The organism is Mesorhizobium qingshengii (assembly GCF_027563465.1).
Taxonomy (GTDB): Bacteria; Pseudomonadota; Alphaproteobacteria; order Rhizobiales; family Rhizobiaceae; genus Mesorhizobium; species Mesorhizobium qingshengii_A.
The window spans coordinates 288,787-308,998 of the sequence record NZ_JAPFQA010000001.1 but is presented as its reverse complement, the minus strand read 5'-3'; the positions used below and the strand labels follow the sequence as shown (position 1 = coordinate 308,998).

Annotated in this window: 21 protein-coding genes; 14 read left to right on the top strand and 7 right to left on the bottom strand. The window is 64.7% G+C overall.

Annotated features, from left to right (window positions below; genetic code table 11):
- The first annotated feature begins 48 nt into the window (after positions 1–48).
- Positions 49–720 (top strand): FadR/GntR family transcriptional regulator, encoded by a 672-nt coding sequence (locus tag OOJ09_RS01445; protein WP_269903480.1) that lies wholly within the window; start codon positions 49–51, stop codon positions 718–720.
- 23 nt (positions 721–743) lie between these two features.
- Here the strand turns inward: OOJ09_RS01445 and pobA are convergent, their stop codons facing one another.
- Genes pobA through pcaD form a run of 6 tightly spaced genes read right to left on the bottom strand, consistent with a single transcriptional unit; the run spans position 744 to position 5,556 of the window.
- A complete protein-coding gene (gene pobA / locus OOJ09_RS01440; protein WP_269903479.1) occupies positions 744–1,916 on the bottom strand; it encodes a 4-hydroxybenzoate 3-monooxygenase in 1,173 nt (390 codons plus the stop codon).
- Positions 1,916–2,968: a 3-carboxy-cis,cis-muconate cycloisomerase gene (locus OOJ09_RS01435; protein ID WP_269903478.1), complete on the bottom strand. Its 1,053-nt coding sequence runs from the start codon at positions 2,966–2,968 to the stop codon at positions 1,916–1,918. The genes pobA and OOJ09_RS01435 overlap by 1 nt, the downstream gene beginning before the upstream one ends.
- Positions 2,969–2,987: 19 nt before the next feature.
- On the bottom strand, positions 2,988–3,602 hold the full coding sequence (gene pcaG, locus OOJ09_RS01430) for a protocatechuate 3,4-dioxygenase subunit alpha (protein WP_269903477.1): 615 nt from the start codon (positions 3,600–3,602) through the stop codon (positions 2,988–2,990).
- Entirely contained in the window at positions 3,602–4,357 is a 756-nt protein-coding gene (gene pcaH, locus OOJ09_RS01425) for a protocatechuate 3,4-dioxygenase subunit beta (RefSeq protein WP_269903476.1), read from the bottom strand. Before pcaH ends, pcaG begins: the two co-directional genes overlap by 1 nt.
- On the bottom strand, positions 4,347–4,754 hold the full coding sequence (pcaC, locus tag OOJ09_RS01420; protein WP_269903475.1) for a 4-carboxymuconolactone decarboxylase: 408 nt from the start codon (positions 4,752–4,754) through the stop codon (positions 4,347–4,349). Before pcaC ends, pcaH begins: the two co-directional genes overlap by 11 nt.
- The gene (pcaD, locus tag OOJ09_RS01415; protein ID WP_269904044.1) at positions 4,747–5,556 is read right to left on the bottom strand and encodes a 3-oxoadipate enol-lactonase; all 810 of its coding nucleotides are present in this window, start codon (positions 5,554–5,556) and stop codon (positions 4,747–4,749) included. The genes pcaC and pcaD overlap by 8 nt, the downstream gene beginning before the upstream one ends.
- Positions 5,557–5,649: 93 nt before the next feature.
- On the opposite strand from pcaD, the gene pcaQ reads away from it, so the two are divergent.
- The 8 genes from pcaQ (at position 5,650) to OOJ09_RS01375 (ending at position 13,746) form a co-directional block, all read left to right on the top strand.
- Entirely contained in the window at positions 5,650–6,567 is a 918-nt protein-coding gene (pcaQ, locus tag OOJ09_RS01410) for a pca operon transcription factor PcaQ (protein WP_269903474.1), read from the top strand.
- 142 nt (positions 6,568–6,709) lie between these two features.
- Positions 6,710–8,026 (top strand): ABC transporter substrate-binding protein, encoded by a 1,317-nt coding sequence (locus OOJ09_RS01405; RefSeq protein ID WP_269903473.1) that lies wholly within the window; start codon positions 6,710–6,712, stop codon positions 8,024–8,026.
- Between the two features lie 21 nt (positions 8,027–8,047).
- Positions 8,048–8,791: an ABC transporter ATP-binding protein gene (locus OOJ09_RS01400; protein ID WP_269904043.1), complete on the top strand. Its 744-nt coding sequence runs from the start codon at positions 8,048–8,050 to the stop codon at positions 8,789–8,791.
- Positions 8,788–9,516: an ABC transporter ATP-binding protein gene (locus OOJ09_RS01395; protein WP_269903472.1), complete on the top strand. Its 729-nt coding sequence runs from the start codon at positions 8,788–8,790 to the stop codon at positions 9,514–9,516. The genes OOJ09_RS01400 and OOJ09_RS01395 overlap by 4 nt, the downstream gene beginning before the upstream one ends.
- On the top strand, positions 9,513–10,409 hold the full coding sequence (locus tag OOJ09_RS01390) for a branched-chain amino acid ABC transporter permease (protein WP_269903471.1): 897 nt from the start codon (positions 9,513–9,515) through the stop codon (positions 10,407–10,409). The genes OOJ09_RS01395 and OOJ09_RS01390 overlap by 4 nt, the downstream gene beginning before the upstream one ends.
- A complete protein-coding gene (locus tag OOJ09_RS01385) occupies positions 10,406–11,479 on the top strand; it encodes a branched-chain amino acid ABC transporter permease (protein ID WP_269903470.1) in 1,074 nt (357 codons plus the stop codon). Before OOJ09_RS01390 ends, OOJ09_RS01385 begins: the two co-directional genes overlap by 4 nt.
- A 2-nt stretch (positions 11,480–11,481) precedes the next feature.
- Complete coding sequence (locus tag OOJ09_RS01380; RefSeq protein WP_269904042.1) at positions 11,482–12,267, top strand: coniferyl-alcohol dehydrogenase; 786 nt, start codon at positions 11,482–11,484, stop codon at positions 12,265–12,267.
- Positions 12,268–12,300: 33 nt separating this feature from the next.
- On the top strand, positions 12,301–13,746 hold the full coding sequence (locus OOJ09_RS01375) for an aldehyde dehydrogenase (protein WP_269903469.1): 1,446 nt from the start codon (positions 12,301–12,303) through the stop codon (positions 13,744–13,746).
- 33 nt (positions 13,747–13,779) lie between these two features.
- On the opposite strand, the gene OOJ09_RS01370 is transcribed toward OOJ09_RS01375, so the two are convergent.
- The gene (locus OOJ09_RS01370; RefSeq protein ID WP_269903468.1) at positions 13,780–14,706 is read right to left on the bottom strand and encodes an aldose 1-epimerase; all 927 of its coding nucleotides are present in this window, start codon (positions 14,704–14,706) and stop codon (positions 13,780–13,782) included.
- Between the two features lie 61 nt (positions 14,707–14,767).
- Between OOJ09_RS01370 and OOJ09_RS01365 the strand changes: the two genes are divergently transcribed.
- From OOJ09_RS01365 to OOJ09_RS01345, 5 genes are read left to right on the top strand one after another with little or no spacing between them, the layout of a single operon-like run.
- Entirely contained in the window at positions 14,768–15,559 is a 792-nt protein-coding gene (locus OOJ09_RS01365; protein ID WP_269903467.1) for a FadR/GntR family transcriptional regulator, read from the top strand.
- Entirely contained in the window at positions 15,556–17,283 is a 1,728-nt protein-coding gene (locus tag OOJ09_RS01360) for an IlvD/Edd family dehydratase (RefSeq protein ID WP_269903466.1), read from the top strand. The genes OOJ09_RS01365 and OOJ09_RS01360 overlap by 4 nt, the downstream gene beginning before the upstream one ends.
- 9 nt (positions 17,284–17,292) lie before the next feature.
- Positions 17,293–18,072 carry an SDR family NAD(P)-dependent oxidoreductase gene (locus OOJ09_RS01355; RefSeq protein WP_269903465.1) on the top strand — a complete coding sequence of 260 codons (780 nt, stop codon included), beginning with the start codon at positions 17,293–17,295 and terminating at the stop codon, positions 18,070–18,072.
- A gap of 30 nt (positions 18,073–18,102) precedes the next feature.
- Positions 18,103–19,101 (top strand): AraD1 family protein, encoded by a 999-nt coding sequence (gene araD1, locus OOJ09_RS01350; RefSeq protein WP_269903464.1) that lies wholly within the window; start codon positions 18,103–18,105, stop codon positions 19,099–19,101.
- Between the two features lie 52 nt (positions 19,102–19,153).
- On the top strand, positions 19,154–20,179 hold the full coding sequence (locus OOJ09_RS01345) for an ABC transporter substrate-binding protein (protein ID WP_269903463.1): 1,026 nt from the start codon (positions 19,154–19,156) through the stop codon (positions 20,177–20,179).
- Positions 20,180–20,212: the final 33 nt, after the last annotated feature.

Here is a 20,212-nt window from a genome sequence, read left to right as displayed (position 1 = left end):
GCTTGATAATATTGGTTCAACATTGGATCAGATAAAAGTTCTCACCGAATGCCGAAGCTCGTCGCCAACGATATCGCCACAATGCTCAAGAAGCGGATTTCCTCCGGCGAGTGGCTCGAGGACGGCCGCATGCCGCCCGAGCGCGACCTGGCGGTCGAATTCGGCGTCGCGCGCAATACCGTGCGCCGTGCCGTCGGCTTCCTTGAGAACGACGGAACTGTCGTCCGGCATGTCGGGCGGGGCACCTTCCTGACCGCGACCAACCCGACGTCGATCACATCGATGGTGACACGGATGGAGGGCACGAGCCCCGCCGACATGATGGAGATCAGGCAGCTGCTCGAACCGGCGGCGGCAGCCTTTGCCGCAACCAATGCCAGCGCGACCGAACTGAACGCGGTACGCGAAGCGCACCAGACCGCGTGCGACGCCAAGGACATGCCGGATTTCGAGCATTGGGACGCCGAATTCCATCACCGGGTGTTCGCATGCTGCCGCAATGACTTCCTGAAAGAGATCCACAATCTCATGCGCGCCATTCGCAACCAGTCACCCTGGTTCGAGATGAAGAAACGTTCGTTCTCGGAGGAACGTCGCCAGGCCTACTGCAATGAGCACCAGACGCTCCTGGATTGCCTGTTTCACCGCGATCCGGAAGGTGCAAAAAATGCGATGCTGGCGCATCTGCGAACCGTCGAACGCAATCTCCTGGGTCGATAGACCCGCGCATCGTTTGCCGCCCGTCAGTAAGGCAAGCCGACATAGTTCTCGGCAAGCGCCGTCGATGCCGCCCTGGAATGCACGAGATAGTCGAGCTCTGCCTCCTGGATGCGCTGGCCGAACTCGCCTGTGTCGGGAAAGCGGTGCAGCATCGTCGTCATCCACCAGGAAAAGCGCACCGCCTTCCAGACTCGCGCCAGCGCCTTTTGCGAATAGGCATCGATGCCGGCGTGCGATTTTTCGGCATAGAAGTCGCGCAAGCCAGCGAAGAGATAACGCACGTCGCTGGCGGCAAGGTTGAGGCCCTTGGCCCCTGTCGGCGGCACGATGTGGGCGGCATCGCCGACCAGGAAAAGCCGGCCGAAGCGCATCGGCTCGGCAACGAAGGAGCGCAGCGGCGCGATCGACTTCTCGAAGGATGACCCGGTGACGACACTTGCCGCTGTCTGCTCCGGCAAGCGGCGGCGCAACTCGTCCCAGAAACGGTCATCCGACCATGCCTCGACGCGGTCGCCCTCGGGGCACTGCACATAGTAGCGGCTACGGTGCGTCGAGCGCATCGAGCACAGCGCAAAACCCCTCTCATGATTGGCGTAGACCAGCTCGTGATCGGCCGGCGGCACTTCGGCCAGCACGCCGAGCCAGCCGAACGGATACTGCCGTTCGAAGATTTTGAGCGCGCTCGCGGGCACCGATTTGCGGCTGACGCCATGATAGCCGTCGCAGCCGGCGATGAAGTCGCAGTCGATGCGATGGCTGACGCCATCCTTGTCATAGGTGGCGAAAGGCGCCCCACTGTCGAAATCGTGCGGTGTGACGTTTGCCGCCTCGTAGACCGTGGTCAGTCCTGCCGCATCGCGCTTGTCCATCAGATCATGCGTCACTTCGGTCTGGCCGTAGACGGTGACATGCCTGCCGTCGGTCAGGGCTGCCAGATCGATGCGATGCAAGCGACCATCGAAAGCGAGCGAGATGCCGGAATGCGGCAAGCCTTCGGCATGCAGCCTTGCCGCCACGCCGGCTTCTTCCAGCAGCTCGACAGTGCCTTGCTCGAGCACGCCGGCGCGCACGCGGCCAAGCACGTGATCGCGGCTGGCGCGTTCCAGAATGACCGTCTCGACGCCGATGCCGTGGAGCAATTGTCCGAGCAGCAGGCCGGACGGTCCGGAGCCGATGATAACAACCTGGGTGCGCATCAGTGCCCGAGACTTTCGATCTGCCCGGCCAGCTCGGCCGCAAGGCGCAACGACGCGGCCGTGGCGACAGCCATCTGCGGCAGCAGCAGCCATTCCAGCGTCCATGCGGCGCCCGAACGCTCCTGCTCGTGCACGAGCGCCTGATGCATGCCGGAAAGCTGTGTGGCGTTGAAGCGGGCAAGGGCCACCAGCGCCTCCGCCTTCACCGGGTTCTGCTTGTGCGGCATGGCCGACGAACCGCCGCCGCCCGAGAGTTCGATTTCGGTTCCGCCTAGCGCCATCAAAGCGACATCCTGGCCGAACTTGCCGAGGCTGCCGGTCACCAGCGACAGCCAGCCGGCGAAATCGGCGAGCGCGTCGCGCTGGCTCTGCCATTGCGGCGCATCGGCAAGGCCAAGTTTGGCGGCAAGGGCCGCGCGCACCGCCGGCCCCTTGTCATCAAGCTTTTCCAGCGTGCCGGCGGCACCGCCGAACTGCACAACCAGCAGGCGCTTCGCCTGTTCGGACAATCTTTCCAGGTGCCGTTGCAGCGGCGCCTGCCACGCTCGTACGCGATCCGCCACTTTGATCGGGATCGCCGGTTGCATGCGCGTCACTCCGGCCAGCGCCCTGCCCCCGAAGCGCTCGTCGAGCGAAGTGAGCCGTATGACGGTCTCGGTCAGCAGCAGGCCGAGATGCTCGACGACGGATTTCAGCCGAAGCACCAGACCAGTGTCGATGACATCCTGGCTGGTCGCGCCGAAATGCACTTTCTGGCCATGCAGCGCGCCGACCGCCATCCTGATCTGGCGCACGAGTTCCGGCACCATGACGCCGTCCCTGGCGACAGCGGCCCGCAGCAAGGCGGTGTCTGGCCGGAACGAGGATAGTCCCGACACGATCGCCGCCGCCGCATCCTTGGCGATGATGCCGTTCTCTGCCTGCGCTTCCGCCAGCGCGCTTTCAAATGCCAGCGCCGCCTCGATTTCCGCTTCGACGGAAAAATGCCGGCTCGCCTCCTCGTCGCCGAGAAGAGCGGAGAGCAGCGGATGGTCGAAGGGCGATACGGTCATGTCCTGCTCCTCCTGACCATCAGCTGTCGAAGAAGACCGTTTCCTTCTCCCCCTGGAGATGGACATCGAAGACGTAGGTGTCGCTCTTGCGCTCGGCGATCAGGGTCGGCACGCGAACGCGGTGCTCGAGGCGCGCCAGGATCGGATCCTCGGCATTGGCCTTTTCCTCGTCGGAAAAATAGAGCCGCGTGTGCAGGCCGAGATTGATGCCGCGGGCGACGATCCAGAGCGTGATATGCGGCGCCATCAAGCGGCCATCCCTGAACGGCACCCGGCCCGGCTTGATCGTCTCGAATGTGCACAGGCCGGTTTCCATGTCGGTCGGGCAACGGCCCCAGCCGAGGAAATTCGGATCGGCGGCACCGCGCATCTCGGCCGGCGAATTGTAGAGCCCGTCCGCATCCGCCTGCCAGATCTCGATCAGCGCGTCCTTGAGCGTCGTGCCGGTGCCGTCGAGCACCCGGATGCGCAGGCCAATGCGTTCGCCCCTGGTCTTGTCATTGACCATGGTCGCACCAAGGTCAGTCGCATAGACGCCGCCGATGCCGCAGAAATTGGGCGTCAGCCCGATATGGACGTAGGGTCCGGCGGTCTGCGAAGGACTTTCCTTCAGCCGGTCGAGCGACTGGGCCATCAATTGCCCTCCAGCCTGTTTTCGAACAGCGATGAGCGGCGCCCGCGCAGCACGATGTCGAACTTGTAGGCGCGCGCGTCGAAGGGGATCGTCGCTTGCATGTCGAGCGCGGCGATCAGCGTCTCGATGGCTGCCTTGTCGGGGATGCCGCGCGCGATCGGGCAGTGCCAGATCAACGGGTCACCCTCGAAATACATCTGCGTGATCAGCCGCTGCGCGAAGCCGTGGCCGAAGACCGAGAAATGGATGTGCGAAGGGCGCCAGTCGTTCGGCCCGTTCGGCCAGGGATAGGGACCGGGCTTGACGGTACGAAAGGCATAGCCGCCATCCTCACCGGTGATGGCACGGCCGCAGCCGCCGAAATTCGGGTCGAGCGGCGCCAGATAGCCATCCTTCTTGTGGCGATAGCGGCCGCCGGCATTGGCCTGCCAGAATTCGAGCAGCACGCCGGGCATGCCAGCGCCGCGTTCGTCGAGCACGCGGCCATGGACGATGATGCGCTCGCCGAGCGCGCTCTCGCCGGGCCTGGCGAAATTGTGGATCAGGTCGGCGTCGAGTTCGCCCAGCATGGCGTGACCGAAGACTGGGCCTGAGATCTCCGACAGCGTGTTGTCGAAGGCGAGCAGCGCTTTCTGCGGCGAGCGCAGAATGGAAGTCTTGTAGTTCGGCGTCAGCGCCGGCGGATGCCATGTCCGGTCGCGTTGGAAAAAGGCGCCGGTCTCAGGCCTCCGGTTCGAGCCGGATTCAGCGGACATTCTTGGCTCCGTCCATTTCCGAAAACACGTCCTTGGCGATCTTGAAGGCACGGTTGGCGGCCGGCACGCCGGCATAGATGGCGACATGCAGGAACGCCTCGCAGATATCCTCGCGCGAAGCACCGGTGTTGGCGGTGGCGCGCACATGCAAGGCGACCTCCTCATCATGACCGAGCGCGGCCAGCAGCGCCAGCGTGACGATCGAACGCTCGCGCCTGGTGAAGCCCGGCCGTGCCCACACGGCTCCCCAGGCGGCCTCGGTGATCAGCTCCTGGAAAGGCTGGTCAAAATCGGTGGCGGCAATCTCGGCCCGGTCGACATGGCGGTCGCCGAGGACGGACCGTCGCACCGCGAGGCCGGCGCGATATCTGGCTGCGTTGCCGGGGACTTCATCCATGGGTTTCTGCTCCAGAGGGAAGCGATGCGATAAACTCGCAGATCAGGGCGACCAGCGCATCGGGCTGTTCGACGCACGGAATGTGCCCGGCGTCGCGGATGGTCTCGAAGCGCGCGCCGGGAATGAGAGCGGCCAGCGAGCGGACAAGATCGGGAGGCGTCGAGCCGTCCTGATCACCGGCGACGCAAAGCGTCGGCACCGCGATGCGGCGCGCGGCGTCGGTGAAATCCGCGTCGCGAACCGCCGCGCAAGTCCCAGTGTAACCAGCAAGCGCCTGCCGGGTCATCATGTTCCGATAGCCGTCCAGCTCGGGCGAACGTGCCGTGTGGAAGGCTGGGGTGAACCACACTTTGAGCACGCCATCGGCAATGGCCTGGATGCCCTTGCTTTCGACCGTCGCGATGCGTGTGTTCCAGCTGTCCGTCGTGCCGATCTTATGGGCCGTGTCGCAGAGGATCAGCGCCTCGACGTCCGCGGGGCGCCTGGCATAGAACCTCTGCGCAATCAGACCGCCGACCGACAGGCCGCACAACACCACCTTGCCGAGACCGAAGTGATCGATGAGACCGCAGAGGTCGTCGACATGATCGTCGATCGACCGGATATCGCCGATGTCGGAAAGCCCGTGGCCGCGCTTGTCGTAGACCAGCAAGGGCATTTCACCATCAAGCGCCGAGATGATTTCGTCCCAGATCCGGAAGTCGGTGCCGAGCGAATTGATGAACACGATCGGCCGTGCCTTGCTGTTCGCTTCGACGCGACGATGGTGCAGCGTGATGCCGCCAATGGTGACGAATGGCACGATTTCGGTCCTCCATCTCCACATTGCACAAGGCATTTGGTTCGGTAAAATGATATTTTGTGCCGTTTCATTAACTTGAGGGTTATCGAATTCATGTCCGAAGGCCGCATCCGCTTCCGTCACCTGCAGGCATTCCTTGAAGTTGCGCGGCAGGGAAGCGTGGCGAGAGCGGCCGACTTCCTGCATGTGAGCCCGCCGGCGGTGACCAAGACGTTGCGCGAACTGGAAGAGGCGCTCGGCGTGGCCGTGGTCGAACGCGACGGCCGCGGCATCCGGCTGACGCGCATCGGCGAGATCTTCCTTCGCCATGCCGGCACGGCAATCACGGCGCTGAAGCAAGGCGTCGATTCCGTCAGGCAGGACGGCGCGATCAACCGTCACCCGATCCGCATCGGCGCGCTGCCGACGGTTTCGGCGCGCGTGATGCCGCTCGCCATGAGCCTGTTCCTCAAGGAGAGCACCGGCGCCGCGATCAAGATCGTCACCGGCGAGAACGCGGTGCTGCTGGAGCAGTTGCGTGTCGGAGCGCTCGATCTCGTTGTCGGACGGCTGGCGGCGCCGGAGAACATGACCGGCTTCTTCTTCGAGCACCTCTATTCCGAACAGGTGCTGTTCGTGGTGCGCGCGGGACATCCGCTGCTCGAAGCCGGACAGGATGTGTTCGCCCGGCTCGACGAATTCCCGATGCTGATGCCGACGCGGGAATCGGTCATCCGCCCCTTCGTCGACCGGCTGTTCATCACCAATGGCATGACGGCGCCGGCAACCGAGATCGAAACCGTCTCGGACTCCTTCGGCCGGGCCTTCCTGCGGCAAAGCAATGCGGTCTGGATCATTTCGGCGGGTGTCGTCGCCAATGAGCTCGGCAGCGGCGCCTTCGTCGCCCTGCCGGTCAACACAGAGGAAACCAAGGGACCGGTCGGCCTGACGATGCGGACCGACACGGCGCCCTCGCCCGCTTTCTCCATCCTGCTGCAGACCATCCGCGAAGCGGCAGGGCAAGGTGGCTGACGCGTCGAAACATCCCAACGAGGCATTGTCGCGGCCTGAAATTTCCTAACCCATGGGTTAATGAAACACCGCAAAATATCATTTTACCGAACCAAATGCGTGGTGCACTGTGGTGATGGAGGAGCCACAGAGGGAGGAAAACATGACTCACGCACTCGGCAGCAGATCCACGATTCCAGGCATTTCGCGACGCCAGTTCATTGCCACCTCGATCGCCGGCGGCACGGCGCTGGCACTTGGCGGCCGCAACGCCCTTGCCCAGGCAGGCAACACGCTCAAGGTCGGCTTCGTCAGCCCGCGCACCGGGCCGCTGGCCGGCTTCGGCCAGACCGACGGCTACGTGCTCGACCTGGCCCGCAAGGCGCTGGCCGGCGGCCTCGACATCGGCGGCAAGAAATACAGCGTGGAAATCCTCGACCAGGATACGCAATCGGATCCGTCCCGCGCGGGACAGCTGGCCAAGGACCTGATCAACAACCAGGCTATCGACCTGATGCTGGCGGTCTCGACGCCCGAGGTGATCAATCCGGTGGCCGACGCCTGCGAAGCCGCCGGCGTGCCTTGCCTCTCTACGGTCATGCCGTGGGAGGCCTGGTATTTCGGCCGTGGCGCCAAGCCCGGCGCGCCCTCGCCGTTCAAATGGACCTATCATTTCGGCTTCGGCGTTGGCGAGTTCTTCAAGACCTACATCTCGCAATGGAACCTGATCGAGACCAACAAGAAGGTCGGCGTCATGTATCCCAACGATGCCGACGGCAACGCGATCCGCGCCAATCTGGCGCCACTGCTGGCCAAGCAAGGTTTCACCATCGTCGATCCCGGCGCCTATGAAACCGGCACCACCGACTATTCCTCGCAGATCGCGCTGTTCAAGCAGGAAGGCGTCGAGATCTTCAACTCCTTCCCGATCCCGCCGGATTTCGCCGCCTTCTGGCGCCAGGCGGCGCAACAGGGCCTGATCAAGCAGATCAAGATCTGCCAGGTCGCCAAGACCGGCCTGTTCCCTTCGGACATCGAGGCGCTCGGCGATCTCGGCATGAAGATTTCGAGCGCCGCCTACTGGCACAAGGCCTTCCCCTACAAGTCGCCGCTGACCGGCGTTTCGGGCACCGAGCTTGCCGACGGCTATGAGGCGGCGAGCGGCAAGCAGTGGACGCAGCAGCTTGGCGCGTCGATGTCGTTGCTCGACGCCGGCTTCGAAGCGCTGAAGGCAAGCACCGACGCCAAGGACAAGGCGGCGGTGGCCAAGGCGCTGAGCACGCTCAAGACCGAGACGATGATCGGCAAGGTCGACTTCACCAGCGGGCCGGTGGCCAACGTGTCGCCCGGCCCGATCATCGGCACGCAATGGGTCGCCGCCAAGGAAGGCAGCAAATTCCCGCTCGACTACGTGGTGACCGAGAACGCCACCGACCCCAAGGTGCCCGTCGAAGCCAAGCTTCTGCCTTACAACGGTTGATGGACCGCTGACGAGGATCGCCTGGTGACCCATCCGCAACAACAGGCTGTTCTCACCGCTGCCGGTATCCACAAGCGCTTCGGCGCGCTTGTGGTGCTGGACGCCGTCGACTTCACCATGGCAGCCGACGAGGCGGTCGGCATCGTCGGCCCGAACGGCGCCGGCAAGACCACGCTGCTCAGCGTGCTTTCAGGCGCCTTTCCGCCGAGTTCGGGCAAGGTGAGTTTCAAGGGCGATGACGTGACGACCCTGACGGCGACGCAGCGCTGCCGGCTCGGCCTGGTGCGCACGCATCAGGTGCCGAAACCGTTCAGCGGCATGACCACTTTCGAGAACGTCTTCGTCGCCGCGTCGCATGGCGCCGGCCTCGGCCGCGACGAGGCCTATGAGGAAGCGCTCGGCTCGCTGACACTGTGCGGCATGCTCAGCGTTGCCAACCGGCGCGCCGAAACGCTCGGGCTGCTCGACCGCAAACGACTGGAACTGGCCCGGGCGCTCGCCGCAAGACCGACGCTGCTTCTTCTGGACGAGATCGGCGGCGGCTTGACCGATGGCGAAGCCGGCGAACTTGTCGACACGATCAAGGAATTGCGCCGGCGCAAGATCGGCATCGTCTGGATCGAACACATCGTCCACATCCTGCTGCAGGTGGCCGAGCGGCTGATCTGCATGGACGCCGGCAGGATCATCGCCGACGGTGACCCGCAAACGGTGATGGCCGACCCGCAAGTGATCCACGCCTATCTCGGCGGAGGCCCGAAATGAGCCTGCTTTCGGTCGAGAACCTGGTTGTCCGGCATGGCCTGCTGCAGGCGGTGCGCGGCGTCAGCTTCACAGTCGAACGCGGTGAGAGGCTGGCGCTGGTCGGCGCCAACGGCGCCGGCAAGACGACGCTGCTCAGGGCAATCGCCGGCGCGCATCAGCCGGCGGCCGGCCGCGTGCTGCTGGACGGGGCCGATCTCAGCGACGTGCCATCGCATAAACGCGTCGGCATGGGCATCGCGCTGGTGCCGGAGGGGCGAAAGCTGTTCGTGCAAATGACGGTCGAGGAGAACCTTCTGCTTGGCAAGACCGCCGGCCGGCCGGGCGACTGGAGCGTCGACAGGGTGCTCGAGATGTTCCCCAATCTGAAGCCGCGCCGCCATGCCAGGACGGGTCACCTGTCTGGCGGCGAGCAACAGGCGACGGCGATCGGTCGCGCGCTGATGAGCAATCCGGACGTGCTGCTGCTCGACGAGGTTTCGCTTGGCCTGTCGCCGCTGATCGTCGACCGTGTCTATGACGCACTGCAGGGCCTTATCAGCTCGGGCACGACGATCATCCTGGTCGAGCAGGACCTCAACCGGGCGCTCGCGGTATCGGACAGGGTCATCTGCATGCTCGAAGGCCGCGTCGCGCTTGAAGGATCGACCAGGGATATCTCGCGCGAGGATGTGACCAAGGCCTATTTCGGCCTGCACCGGAAAAGCACCGGGAGCGTTCCGGCATGAGCAACCAGATCATCCAGGGTATTCTGCTTGGCGGCTACTATGCGTTGATCGCTTGCGGCCTGTCCTTCATGTTTTCGGTTATGCGGATCATCAATCTCGCCCATGGCAGCCTGGCCGTGTTCGCCGCCTATGCGCTGTGGTGGCTCGCCTCGCGGTTCCATGTCTCGCCGTTTGTCGGCCTGCTCATCGTGCTGCCACTGATGGCGGCGATCGGCTGGACGCTGCAGCGCTTCCTGCTCGAGCGCAGCGCGCGCGGCGGGGCGCTGCTGCCGATCCTGACCACGTTCGGCCTCGCCATCGTCATCGACAATCTGCTGTTCGAGCAGTTTGGCGCCGATACCCGCTCGCTGGCGCCCTACATTGGCAGCCTCTCCTATGATTCCTGGGAGTGGCCGGGCAGCATCTATGTCGGCAAGCTCGCCGTGATCATGTTCGCCACCGCCGTGGTCCTGCTTGGCGGGCTGCAGCTCTTCCTGACCCACACACGGCTCGGCCGCTCGATCCGCGCCACTTCGGAGGACCCGGATACCGCCGGACTGGTTGGAGTCGATGCACGCCGCGTCAATGCCATCGCCGCGGCAATAGCCATGGTCACGGTCGGCCTTGCCGGCGCGTTCCTCGGCATGCGCGCCACCTTCGATCCCTATGCCGGCGCGCCGCAATTGCTGTTCGCCTTCGAAGCCGCGGTGATCGGCGGCGCCGGCTCGCTGTGGGGAACGCTGGTCGGCGGCATCGTGCTGGCGCTTGCGCAGACGCTCGGCGCGCAGGTGCATCCGCAAGGTTTTCTGATCGGCGGCCACGCCGTGTTCCTTGTCGTGCTGTTCGTGCGGCTTTCGACATCCGGCCTTGGTCTGCGCGGCCTGCTGCGCCTGCCCTCCCGGAGCGCGTCATGAGCGCTGCCTCGACCTCGCCTGTCATCGAGCGCGGCACAGCGACGTCGCGGATCGCCGCAGTGGCGGTCGCCGTCATCATCGCGCTGCTGGCAATCGCGCCGCAATTCCTGTCGGCCGGCGCGGTCGACCGGATGACCGCGCTGTTCATCTATGTGATCCTGGCGGCGATGTGGAACGCGCTGGCCGGCTTTGGCGGGCTGGTGTCTGTCGGCCAGCAGGTTTTCTTCGGGCTCGGCGCCTACTTCGCCATCCGGCTGGCCGATGCCGGCCTCAAACCGTTCGCCTCGCTTTTCGTTTCGGCGATCGTCGTCGGCGTGGTGTCGGTGCCGCTGTCGCTGTTCATGCTGCGGCTGAGAAACGGCGAATTCGCCATCGGCATGTGGGTGATCGCGGCGTTGACGCATCTGCTCGTCAATCTCGACCGGCTGGTGCAAGGCGAAACCGGCACCTCGCTGATCTCGCTCAATGTCTACGACGCCGGCACCAGACGAATGACAATCTACTGGCTGGCGCTGGCCTCGATGACCGCGCTGCTCGCCATGCTGTTCGGCCTGCTGCGCGGCAGCACCGGCGCCGCGATCCGCGCGATCCGGGACAATGAGGATGCCGCCGCGTCGGTCGGCGTGCGCGTCACCGGCACCAAGCGGCTGCTGTTCGTGCTTGCCGCCTTCGGCATCGGCATCGCCGGCGCGCTGTGGCTGGCGACGTCCATCACCTTCCAGCCGAAAACCTATTTCAACGTCCAGTGGACCGCCTACATGATCTTCATGGTGCTGGTCGGCGGCATCGGCACCTTCGAAGGCGCCATTTTAGGCGCCCTGGTGTTCTTCCTCATCGAGACCTGGTTCGGCGGCACCGGCGTCTGGTACCTGATCGGGCTTGGCGCCACCGCCGTGCTGTTCTCGCTTTTCCTGCCACGCGGCCTGTGGGGGACGGTCGAGGAGCGTTTTGGCCTGCGCCTGCTGCCGGTCGGCTACCGTGTCAGGCTGCCGGGCAATCCAACAGCTCCGGCCGACGATGGCACCGCGCCCTCGCCGCGGCAATCCACACAGCATCAGGAGAAGGCATGACCATGCTTTTCGGCAAGACGATCCTCATCACCGGTGTCGCGTCAGGCATCGGCGCCCGCACGGCAGAACTCGCCGGCCAGCTCGGCGCCGACGTGATCGGTGTCGATGTCCGTGAGCCGGCCGGACCGGTTGGCAGCTTCGTCAAGGCCGACATCTCGTCGAAGGCCGGTGTCGACGATCTCGTCGCAAGCCTGCCGCAACGCATCGACGCGCTCTGCAACGTCGCCGGTCTCTCCGGCAACACCGGAGCGGCGTCGACGCTGGCCGTCAACTTCTTCGGGCTGCGGGCGCTATCGGAAGGCCTGGCGCCAAAGCTTCGCGAAGGCGGCGCCATCGTCAATGTCGCCTCGATCGCCGGCTATGGCTGGCGTGCCAATCTCAATCGTGCGGCATCGATGGTCGGCATCGAGGGCTTCCCTGATATCGCCAAGGTGGTTGCCGACCACGCGGTCAAGAACGAGGAAGGCTATCCGGTCTCGAAGGAACTGCTGCTGCTTTGGACTTTCCGTGCCGCGCATCAGGACCTGTTCAAGAACCGTGGCATCCGCGTCAATGCAGTGAGCCCGGGGCCGGTCGAGACGCCGATCCTGAAACAGTTCCGAACCGTGCTCGGCGATGCCCGCGTCGACAGCGACATTGCCAGGGTTGGGCGCGCCGGCACATCGGGTGACATCGCCCCGGTGGTGCTGTTCCTGTGCTCGGACGGCGCGCGCTGGGTCAACGGCGCCAATGTGCCGGTCGATGGCGGCCTCGAGGCCTCGATCAACGCCGAAGTGCTCGGTTTCTAATCAAGAAGCTCCACCGGAGCGAAGGAGACATTCATGGATATCGGACTTCTGATCGACGGCGATAAAAGGGATGCGTCCGGTTCGGCCTCCTACGAGCGCATGGATCCGTTCACCGGCAGGCTGGCGACACGCGCCGCCGCGGCCAGCGTCGCCGACGCCAACGCAGCGGTCGACGCCGCGGCGGTCGCCTTCCCGGCATGGTCGAAGACCGGGCCCGGCGAGCGCCGCGCCTTGCTGTCCAAGGCCGCTGACGTGATGGCCTCGAAGGTCGGCGAGTTCACCAGGCTGATGATGGAAGAGACCGGGGCTACCGGCCCCTGGGCCGGCTTCAACGTCATGCTGGCCGCCAACATGCTGCGCGAGGCGGCGGCGATGACCACGCAGATTTCGGGCGAGATCATTCCTTCCGACAAGCCGGGGACGCTGGCCATGGCTATCCGCCAGCCGGCCGGCGTGTGCCTCGGCATTGCGCCGTGGAACGCACCCGTCATTCTCGGCACCCGCGCCGTCGCGATGCCGATCGCTTGCGGCAACACCGTCGTGCTGAAGGCCTCCGAAATGTGCCCCGGCACGCATCGGCTGATCGGACAGGTGCTGGTCGAGGCCGGCTTGCCCAAGGGCGTCATCAATGTCGTGACCAACGATCCGAAGGATGCGGCAGGCATCGTCGAGGCGCTGGTCGCGCATCCCTCGGTCAGGCGCGTCAATTTCACCGGCTCGACCAAGGTCGGCAGGATCATCGCCGAACTCGCCGGACGGCACCTGAAGCCGGCGTTGCTGGAACTCGGCGGCAAGGCGCCATTGCTGGTGCTGGACGATGCCGACATCGACGCGGCGGTGAATGCCGCGACCTTCGGCGCCTTCATGCATCAAGGCCAGATCTGCATGTCGACCGAGCGCCTGATCGTCGATGAAGCGATCGCCGACGAATTCGTTTCCAAGCTGGCTGCGCGCGCATCGAAACTGCCGGCAGGCGACCCGCGCGGCCACGTCGTGCTGGGCTCGCTGGTCAGCAGCCAGGCCGCCGACAAGATGGAGGAACTCATCGCCGACGCTGTCGCCAAGGGCGCGAAGCTTGTCGCGGGCGGCAAGCGCAGCGGCACCGTCGTCGAAGCGACTTTGCTCGACCACGTCACGCCGGCAATGCGCGTCTACGCCGAAGAGTCCTTCGGGCCGGTGAAGCCGGTGATCCGGGTGAAGGGCGAGGATGAAGCCGTTCGGGTCGCCAACGACACCGAATACGGCCTGTCGTCAGCCGTGTTCAGCCGCGACATCGGGCGCGCCATGGCGGTCGCCGCGCGGATTGAGGCCGGCATCTGCCACATCAACGGCCCGACCGTCGGCGATGAGGCACAGATGCCGTTCGGTGGCGTCAAGGGCTCGGGTTATGGCCGCTTCGGCGGCAAGGCGTCGATCGCCGAATTCACCGACCTGCGCTGGATGACGATCGAGGATCCGGGCCAGCATTATCCGTTCTGAACCGGCCTCGCACTGGGCAGTCGATACTGACGATCAAAGTGCCTGCGAAGGCGTGAAGCGAACGCTTGCGGATCGCATCTGCCCGGGTGCCAGTATGATGCAGCCGGTGTTGATGCCGTCGCCCGTGCGGTTGAACGCATCGGTGATGTTGCTGACCGGCTCGGCGCAAAAGAACGGCTCGCCGGGTGGCGTATAGAGGACGAGGAAATCGAGCGGTGCCTCGGCCTCGATGTCTAGTTGCCGTCCATGCTCCGGCCAGCTGATCCGGGCGCGGCGCGCCCATCCGGTGAAGACCGTGTCGAAGTCCGTTTCCGAAACGTCGAAGCCGGTGGTCGGATCGGCTCCCGCCGGCGGCGGCACGTGGCGGGTTGGCAAGACGTCCGCGTCGGTCTCCCACATGCCGGACACCGGCGCCTGGACATGCGTCCACGGCGTCGACGGGAAATAGGGATGGAGGCCGAATCCGGCCGGCATCGGCGTGTCCGAGAGGTTGCGCACCGAAATGGCAATGACCAACCCGCCATCGATCAGCGAGATCACTTGCCGGGCTTCATAGCTCCACGGCCAGGAATCGGCGATGTGGCGATAGCGCAGGACGATGGTGCCGGCTTCGCACCGCATGACTGTCCACGGCCTGCGCCAGCCATGGCCATGCTCATGGTGCGGATCCTCCGGCCGGCTGGGCAACGCCACGGTGCGGCCCGCGAATTCGAAGCGGCCACCCCTTATACGATTGGAATAGGGGACGAGCGGGAAGCAGGCCATGGCGCCGGCATCGCGGCGGCTGATCGCCGCCTGGTCGGCCGGGCGTAGCCAGTCGACGGCAGACCCATCTTGCCACCAGCGATACGACGCCACGGCGCCGCCGGCGGCCGGAGCAACTTCGACAGTCGCAATGCCGTCGCTGATCGAGATCAGCTCTGGGTGCTGCTCGGCAACGACAGCAGAATTCTTTGTCATCGGCATTCCCCCATCCCTTGACTCCAATCGCAATGCCTTTAAGACATATCATATGAATAGTATGAAGAATAAGAAATCTTTCAGCACGGCACGCACCTCGCGCGTCGCCGTCGCGGTTTTCAGCGGCTCCACCGCGCTGCACGCTACAGTCGTCGAGCAGATCGGTTTGCGCATCGTGCAAGGTGATTTCCTGCCCGGCGAAGCACTGCCCAATGCCGACGATTCCAGCGAGATGCTGGGGGTTAGCCGCACCGTGCTGCGCGAGGCGATCAAGGTGCTGGCGGGCAAGGGGCTCGTTGAATCGCGGCCGAAGACCGGCACGCGGGTGCGTCCTCGCTCCGACTGGAATTTCCTCGACCCGGACGTCCTGTCGTGGCGCTACGCCAGCGGTGTCAGCGCCGACGATGTCAGGGCGCTTTTCGAGCTGCGGCGGGCCATCGAGCCGATGTCGGCCGCGCTTGCCGCGCAGCGCGCCACACCGGCGCAGATTGCCGAGATCAATGCCGCGCTGGCTGAAATGGAAGCGGTCGGCGACGACGGCGACCGCTTCGCCAAGCCCGACCTGCTGTTCCACCAGACCATCCTGCGCATGACCGGCAACGAGCTGATCGGCTCGCTGGCGGCGCTGGTCGAAACCGCATTGGTGATGAGCTTTCGCCTCTCCAACGACAATCCGGAAGGGCAGCGCCACTCTTTGCCGCTGCACCGGGAAGTGGCTGAGAAGATTGCCGCCGGCGACGCGACCGGCGCGCAAAAAGCACTGCTGGTGCTCATCGACAATGCCGAGGAGGACGTGCGCCGCAGCGTCGAGAACCGCAACAAGCGTCGCCAGGATCGGGAAAAGACATCGTGACGGACAAAAAACGCAAGCTGCGTTCCCAGGCCTGGTTCGGCGGCGAAGGCAAGAACGCCTTCATGCACCGCAGCTGGATGAAGAACCAGGGCATTCCCGCCGACGCCTTCGACGGCCGCCCCGTGATCGGTATCTGCAACACCTGGTCGGAACTGACCCCGTGTAATGCCCATCTCCGCGCGCTGGCCGATCATGTCAAGCGCGGCGTCTACGAAGCCGGCGGCCTGCCGCTGGAATTTCCGGTGATGTCGCTGGGCGAGAGCAACATGCGCCCCACCGCCATGCTGTTTCGCAATCTGGTCAGCATGGATGTCGAGGAGTCCATCCGCGGCAATCCCATCGACGGCGTCATCCTGCTGGTCGGCTGCGACAAGACCACGCCGGCGCTGCTGATGGGTGCTGCGTCGTGCAATCTGCCGACCATCGCCGTGTCGGGCGGGCCGATGCTCAACGGCAAGTTCCGCGGCAAGGATATCGGTTCGGGCACGCATGTCTGGAAATTCGCCGAGGAGGTGAAGGCCGGCCGCATGCCGATCGCCGACTTCCTCGCGGCCGAGCAGGGCCAGAGCCGATCGGCGGGAAGCTGCATGACAATGGGCACAGCCTCGACCATGGCCAGCATGGTGGAAGCGCTCGGCATCGGCATGCCGGACAATGCCGCGATCCCGGCGGTGGATTCGCGCCGTGGCGTACTTGCCCAGATGGCCGGACGCCAGATCGTCGAACTGGTCCACAGGGACGTGACGATCGCGCGGATCCTCACCAGGCAAGCGTTCGAGAACGCCATCCGCGTCAACGGCGCGATCGGCGGCTCGACCAATGCGGTGCTGCATCTCATCGCCATCGCCAACCGGCTCGGTGTCGATCTCAGCCTCGAGGACTGGGACCGCCTTGGCCGCGACGTTCCAACCATTGTCGACCTGATGCCGTCGGGCCGGTTCCTGATGGAAGATTTCTACTATGCCGGGGGGCTAGCTGCGGTCATGGCGTCGCTTGATGAAGTGGGGCTTCTTCATCGCGACGTCATGACCGTCAGCGACAAGACGATCGGTGAATTGATCGACGGCGCGCCCAACTACAACAGCGAGGTCATCCGGCCACTGAGCCATCCGCTGACCAAGGAAGGCGGCATCTCGATCCTGCGCGGCAATCTGGCGCCCGACGGGGCGGTCATCAAACCGTCGGCGGCGACGCCCGAGCTGATGCAACATCGTGGCAAGGCGGTGGTGTTCGAAAACATCGAGCATTACTACGCCCGCATCGACGATCCGGAGCTGGATATCGACGCCTCCTCGGTGATGGTGCTGAAGAACTGCGGACCGCGCGGCTACCCAGGAATGGCCGAGGTCGGCAACATGCCGCTGCCGGCGAAGCTGCTCAAGCAGGGCGTCTCGGACATGGTGCGCATCTCGGACGCACGCATGAGCGGCACCGCCTACGGCACCGTCGTGCTGCACGTGGCGCCGGAGGCCGCGGCGGGTGGCGCGCTGGCCCTGGTGCGCGACGGCGATCTCATCGAGCTCGATGTCGCCGGCCGGCGCCTGGAGCTTCTGGTATCGGACGAGGAACTGGCGATCCGCCGGCGCGACTGGCAGCCGCCGACGCCGCCCGAAGGCGGCTACCAGAGCCTCTATGTCGAGCGCGTTCTGCAAGCCGACAAGGGTTGCGATTTCGACTTTCTCGTCGGCCGGCGCGACGCCGGCGTCCCCCGGCATTCCCATTAGAGAAGCGCGATGACGGATCAGATCGGCAGCTACGCGACCTATCCAAGCCTCAAGGGCCGCAGCGTCTTCATAACCGGCGGCGGTAGCGGCATCGGCGAAAGCCTGGTGCGCCATTTCTGTGCGCAAGGCAGCCGCGTCGCCTTCGTCGACCTGGCGGAGGAACCTTCACGGCGCCTGGTCGATGCGATCGCGGCCGAGCGGCATCCCGCGCCGCTGTTCATTCCTTGCGACCTGCGCAATGTCGAAGAGTTGCAGGCGGCCACCGCGCAGGCGTCGCAGCGCAACGGCCCCATCCAGGTGCTGTGCAACAATGCCGGCAATGACGACCGTCATCAGACCAAGGACGTGACGGTGGCCTACTGGGACGACCGCATGGCGGTCAATCTGCGCCACCAGTTCTTCGCGGCGCAGGCGGTGCGTCCGCAGATGAGCGCGCTGGGCGGCGGCTCGATCATCAATTTCGGCTCCATCACCTGGATGGTCGGCGATCCGGATTGCCCGGCCTATGTCACCGCGAAAGCCGCCGTCTACGGCATGACGCGGGCGCTGGCCCGCGAGCTCGGCCCCGAGCGCATTCGCGTCAACTGCATGGTGCCCGGCTGGGTGATGACAGAGCGCCAGGTGCGGCTGTGGCTGAACCCGGCCGGCGAACGCCAGATCGCGGAGAGGCAGTGCCTGCCCGACCGGCTGCAGCCCTCCGACATCGCGCGCATGGCGCTGTTCCTTGCCGCCGATGACAGCCGCATGTGCACGAGCCAGCAGTTCATCGTCGATGCGGGCTGGGTGTGACCCGCACGGTCTCAAGGAAGAAGGTATTTCATGCGTCTTGTTCAGTACAGAATGCCAGATGGCAGCAGGCGGGTCGGCCGTGTCTCCGATGACGGCAATCACCTGCGCCCGCTCGAAAGGACCAGCACCGTGCTGGAATTGGCTGAGGCGGCAATCGCCGAGGGCGCGTCCATCGCATCGCTGGTCGAGAAGCGGACGGGCGCTGCGACGATCGACTATGACGAGCTGTTGCGCGATGGCCGCGTGCTGGCCCCGGTCGATCATCCGGAACCGGCGCGCTTCCTGGTCACCGGCACCGGCCTGACCCACACCGGAAGTGCTGCCGCGCGCAACCAGATGCATGTTCTGACCCATGGCGAAGGTGCCGACGAATCCGATTCCTTGAAAATCTTCCGCATGGGCCTGGAGGGCGGCAAGCCTGGCGCTGGCAAGATCGGCGTCCAGCCGGAGTGGTTTTTCAAAGGTGTCGGCACCTGCGTTGTGCCGCCTGGTGCTGAGCTGCCGATGCCGGCGTTCGCGAAAGCCGGGGCAGAGGAAGCCGAGATCGTCGGGCTTTATCTCAACGGGCCGGACGGCCATCCCTATCGCATCGGCTATGCGCTCGGAAACGAATATTCCGACCATGTGACGGAGGGCGAGAACTACCTCTACCTCGCCCATTCCAAGCTTCGCTCCTGCTCGATCGGTCCCGAACTGCTGATCGGCGATTTGCCGAACGAAGTGCGTGGCCACTCCCGCATCCTGCGCGATGGCACCGTCATCTGGGAGCAGGAGTTCCTGTCAGGCGAAGCGCACATGTCGCACTCGATCGCCAATCTCGAACACTTCCATTTCCGCTACCCGATGCACCGCAGGGCGGGCGACCTGCACGCCTATTTCTTCGGCGCGGCGGTGATGAGCTATGCCTCCGGCGTCAAGACGGCCTCCGGCGACGAGTATGAAATCCAGGCACAGACATTCGGCAAGCCACTGCGCAACCGGATGGTTTCGGTGCCGGACGAGGGACTGGTCGCTGTCACCCAGCTGTGACGGCGAAGGTCCGGAAATAGCGGTCCACCAGAATGACAATGGGAGATTGAAAATGGGACTGAAAAAACTGTTTCTAAGAATGGCGACCATCGGGCTCGGCATCGGCCTGATGACATCGGCGGCCCTGGCCGCGAACCTGCGGGTGCTGGCCTGGGACGGCTACGCCGACCCGGACTGGGTCAAGGACTTCACGGCGGCGACAGGCATCGGCGTCGATGTCGTCTTCATCGGCAGCGATGACGAGATCTGGGCCAAGATCAAGGGCAGCGAAGGGCAGGACTTCGACGTCTTCGCCGTCAACACCGCCCAGCTGCAGCGCTACATCAAGGCCGATCTGGTGTCACCGATCGACATCACCAAGCTGCCCAACCAGAAGGAAGTGCTGCCGCGCTTCCGCGATGTGTCTCAGGTCAGCGGCGACACCAAGGACGGCAAGGTCTACGGCATTCCGTTCTGCTTCGACTCCATCGGCCTGATCTATGACACCGACAAGGTCAAGCCGGCGCCGACGTCGATGTCGGTCCTGTGGGACCCCGCCTACAAGGGCAAGGTGCTGGCCTATGACAATGGCGAGCACAATTTCTCGTTCACGGCACTGACGCTCGGCTACAAGGATCCGTTCAACCTCAACGAAGAACAGATGGCGGCGGTCAAGGCCAAGCTGGTCGAGCTCAAGCGCAACGTGCTGAGCTTCTACACCACCGCCGACGAGGCGCAGCAGATCTATCAGAACAATGACGTTGCCCTGATCTGGGCCAATTACGGCCAGCAGCAGGTCAAGGCTTTGCAGAAGATCGGCGCCCATGTCGCCTACGTCAATCCGAGCGAGGGCGCGCTTGCCTGGCTCGACAACTGGGTCATTTCCAAGGGTGTTCGCGACAATGCGGCCGCCGAGAAATGGATCGACTTCATGCTGACGAAGAAGGTCAGCGGCGAGCTTTCCGAGCGCACCGGCTTCGGCAACACCGTGGTCGAGTCGAGCAGCGCTGGCGGCAATGACAAGCTGGTCTGGCTCAACAATGTCGAGGATCCGCTCAAGCGTTCGGATCTGTGGAACGAGATCAAGGCGACGCCCTGATCCTTTCCGCAGCTTGACCTAGGAGGACCCGGC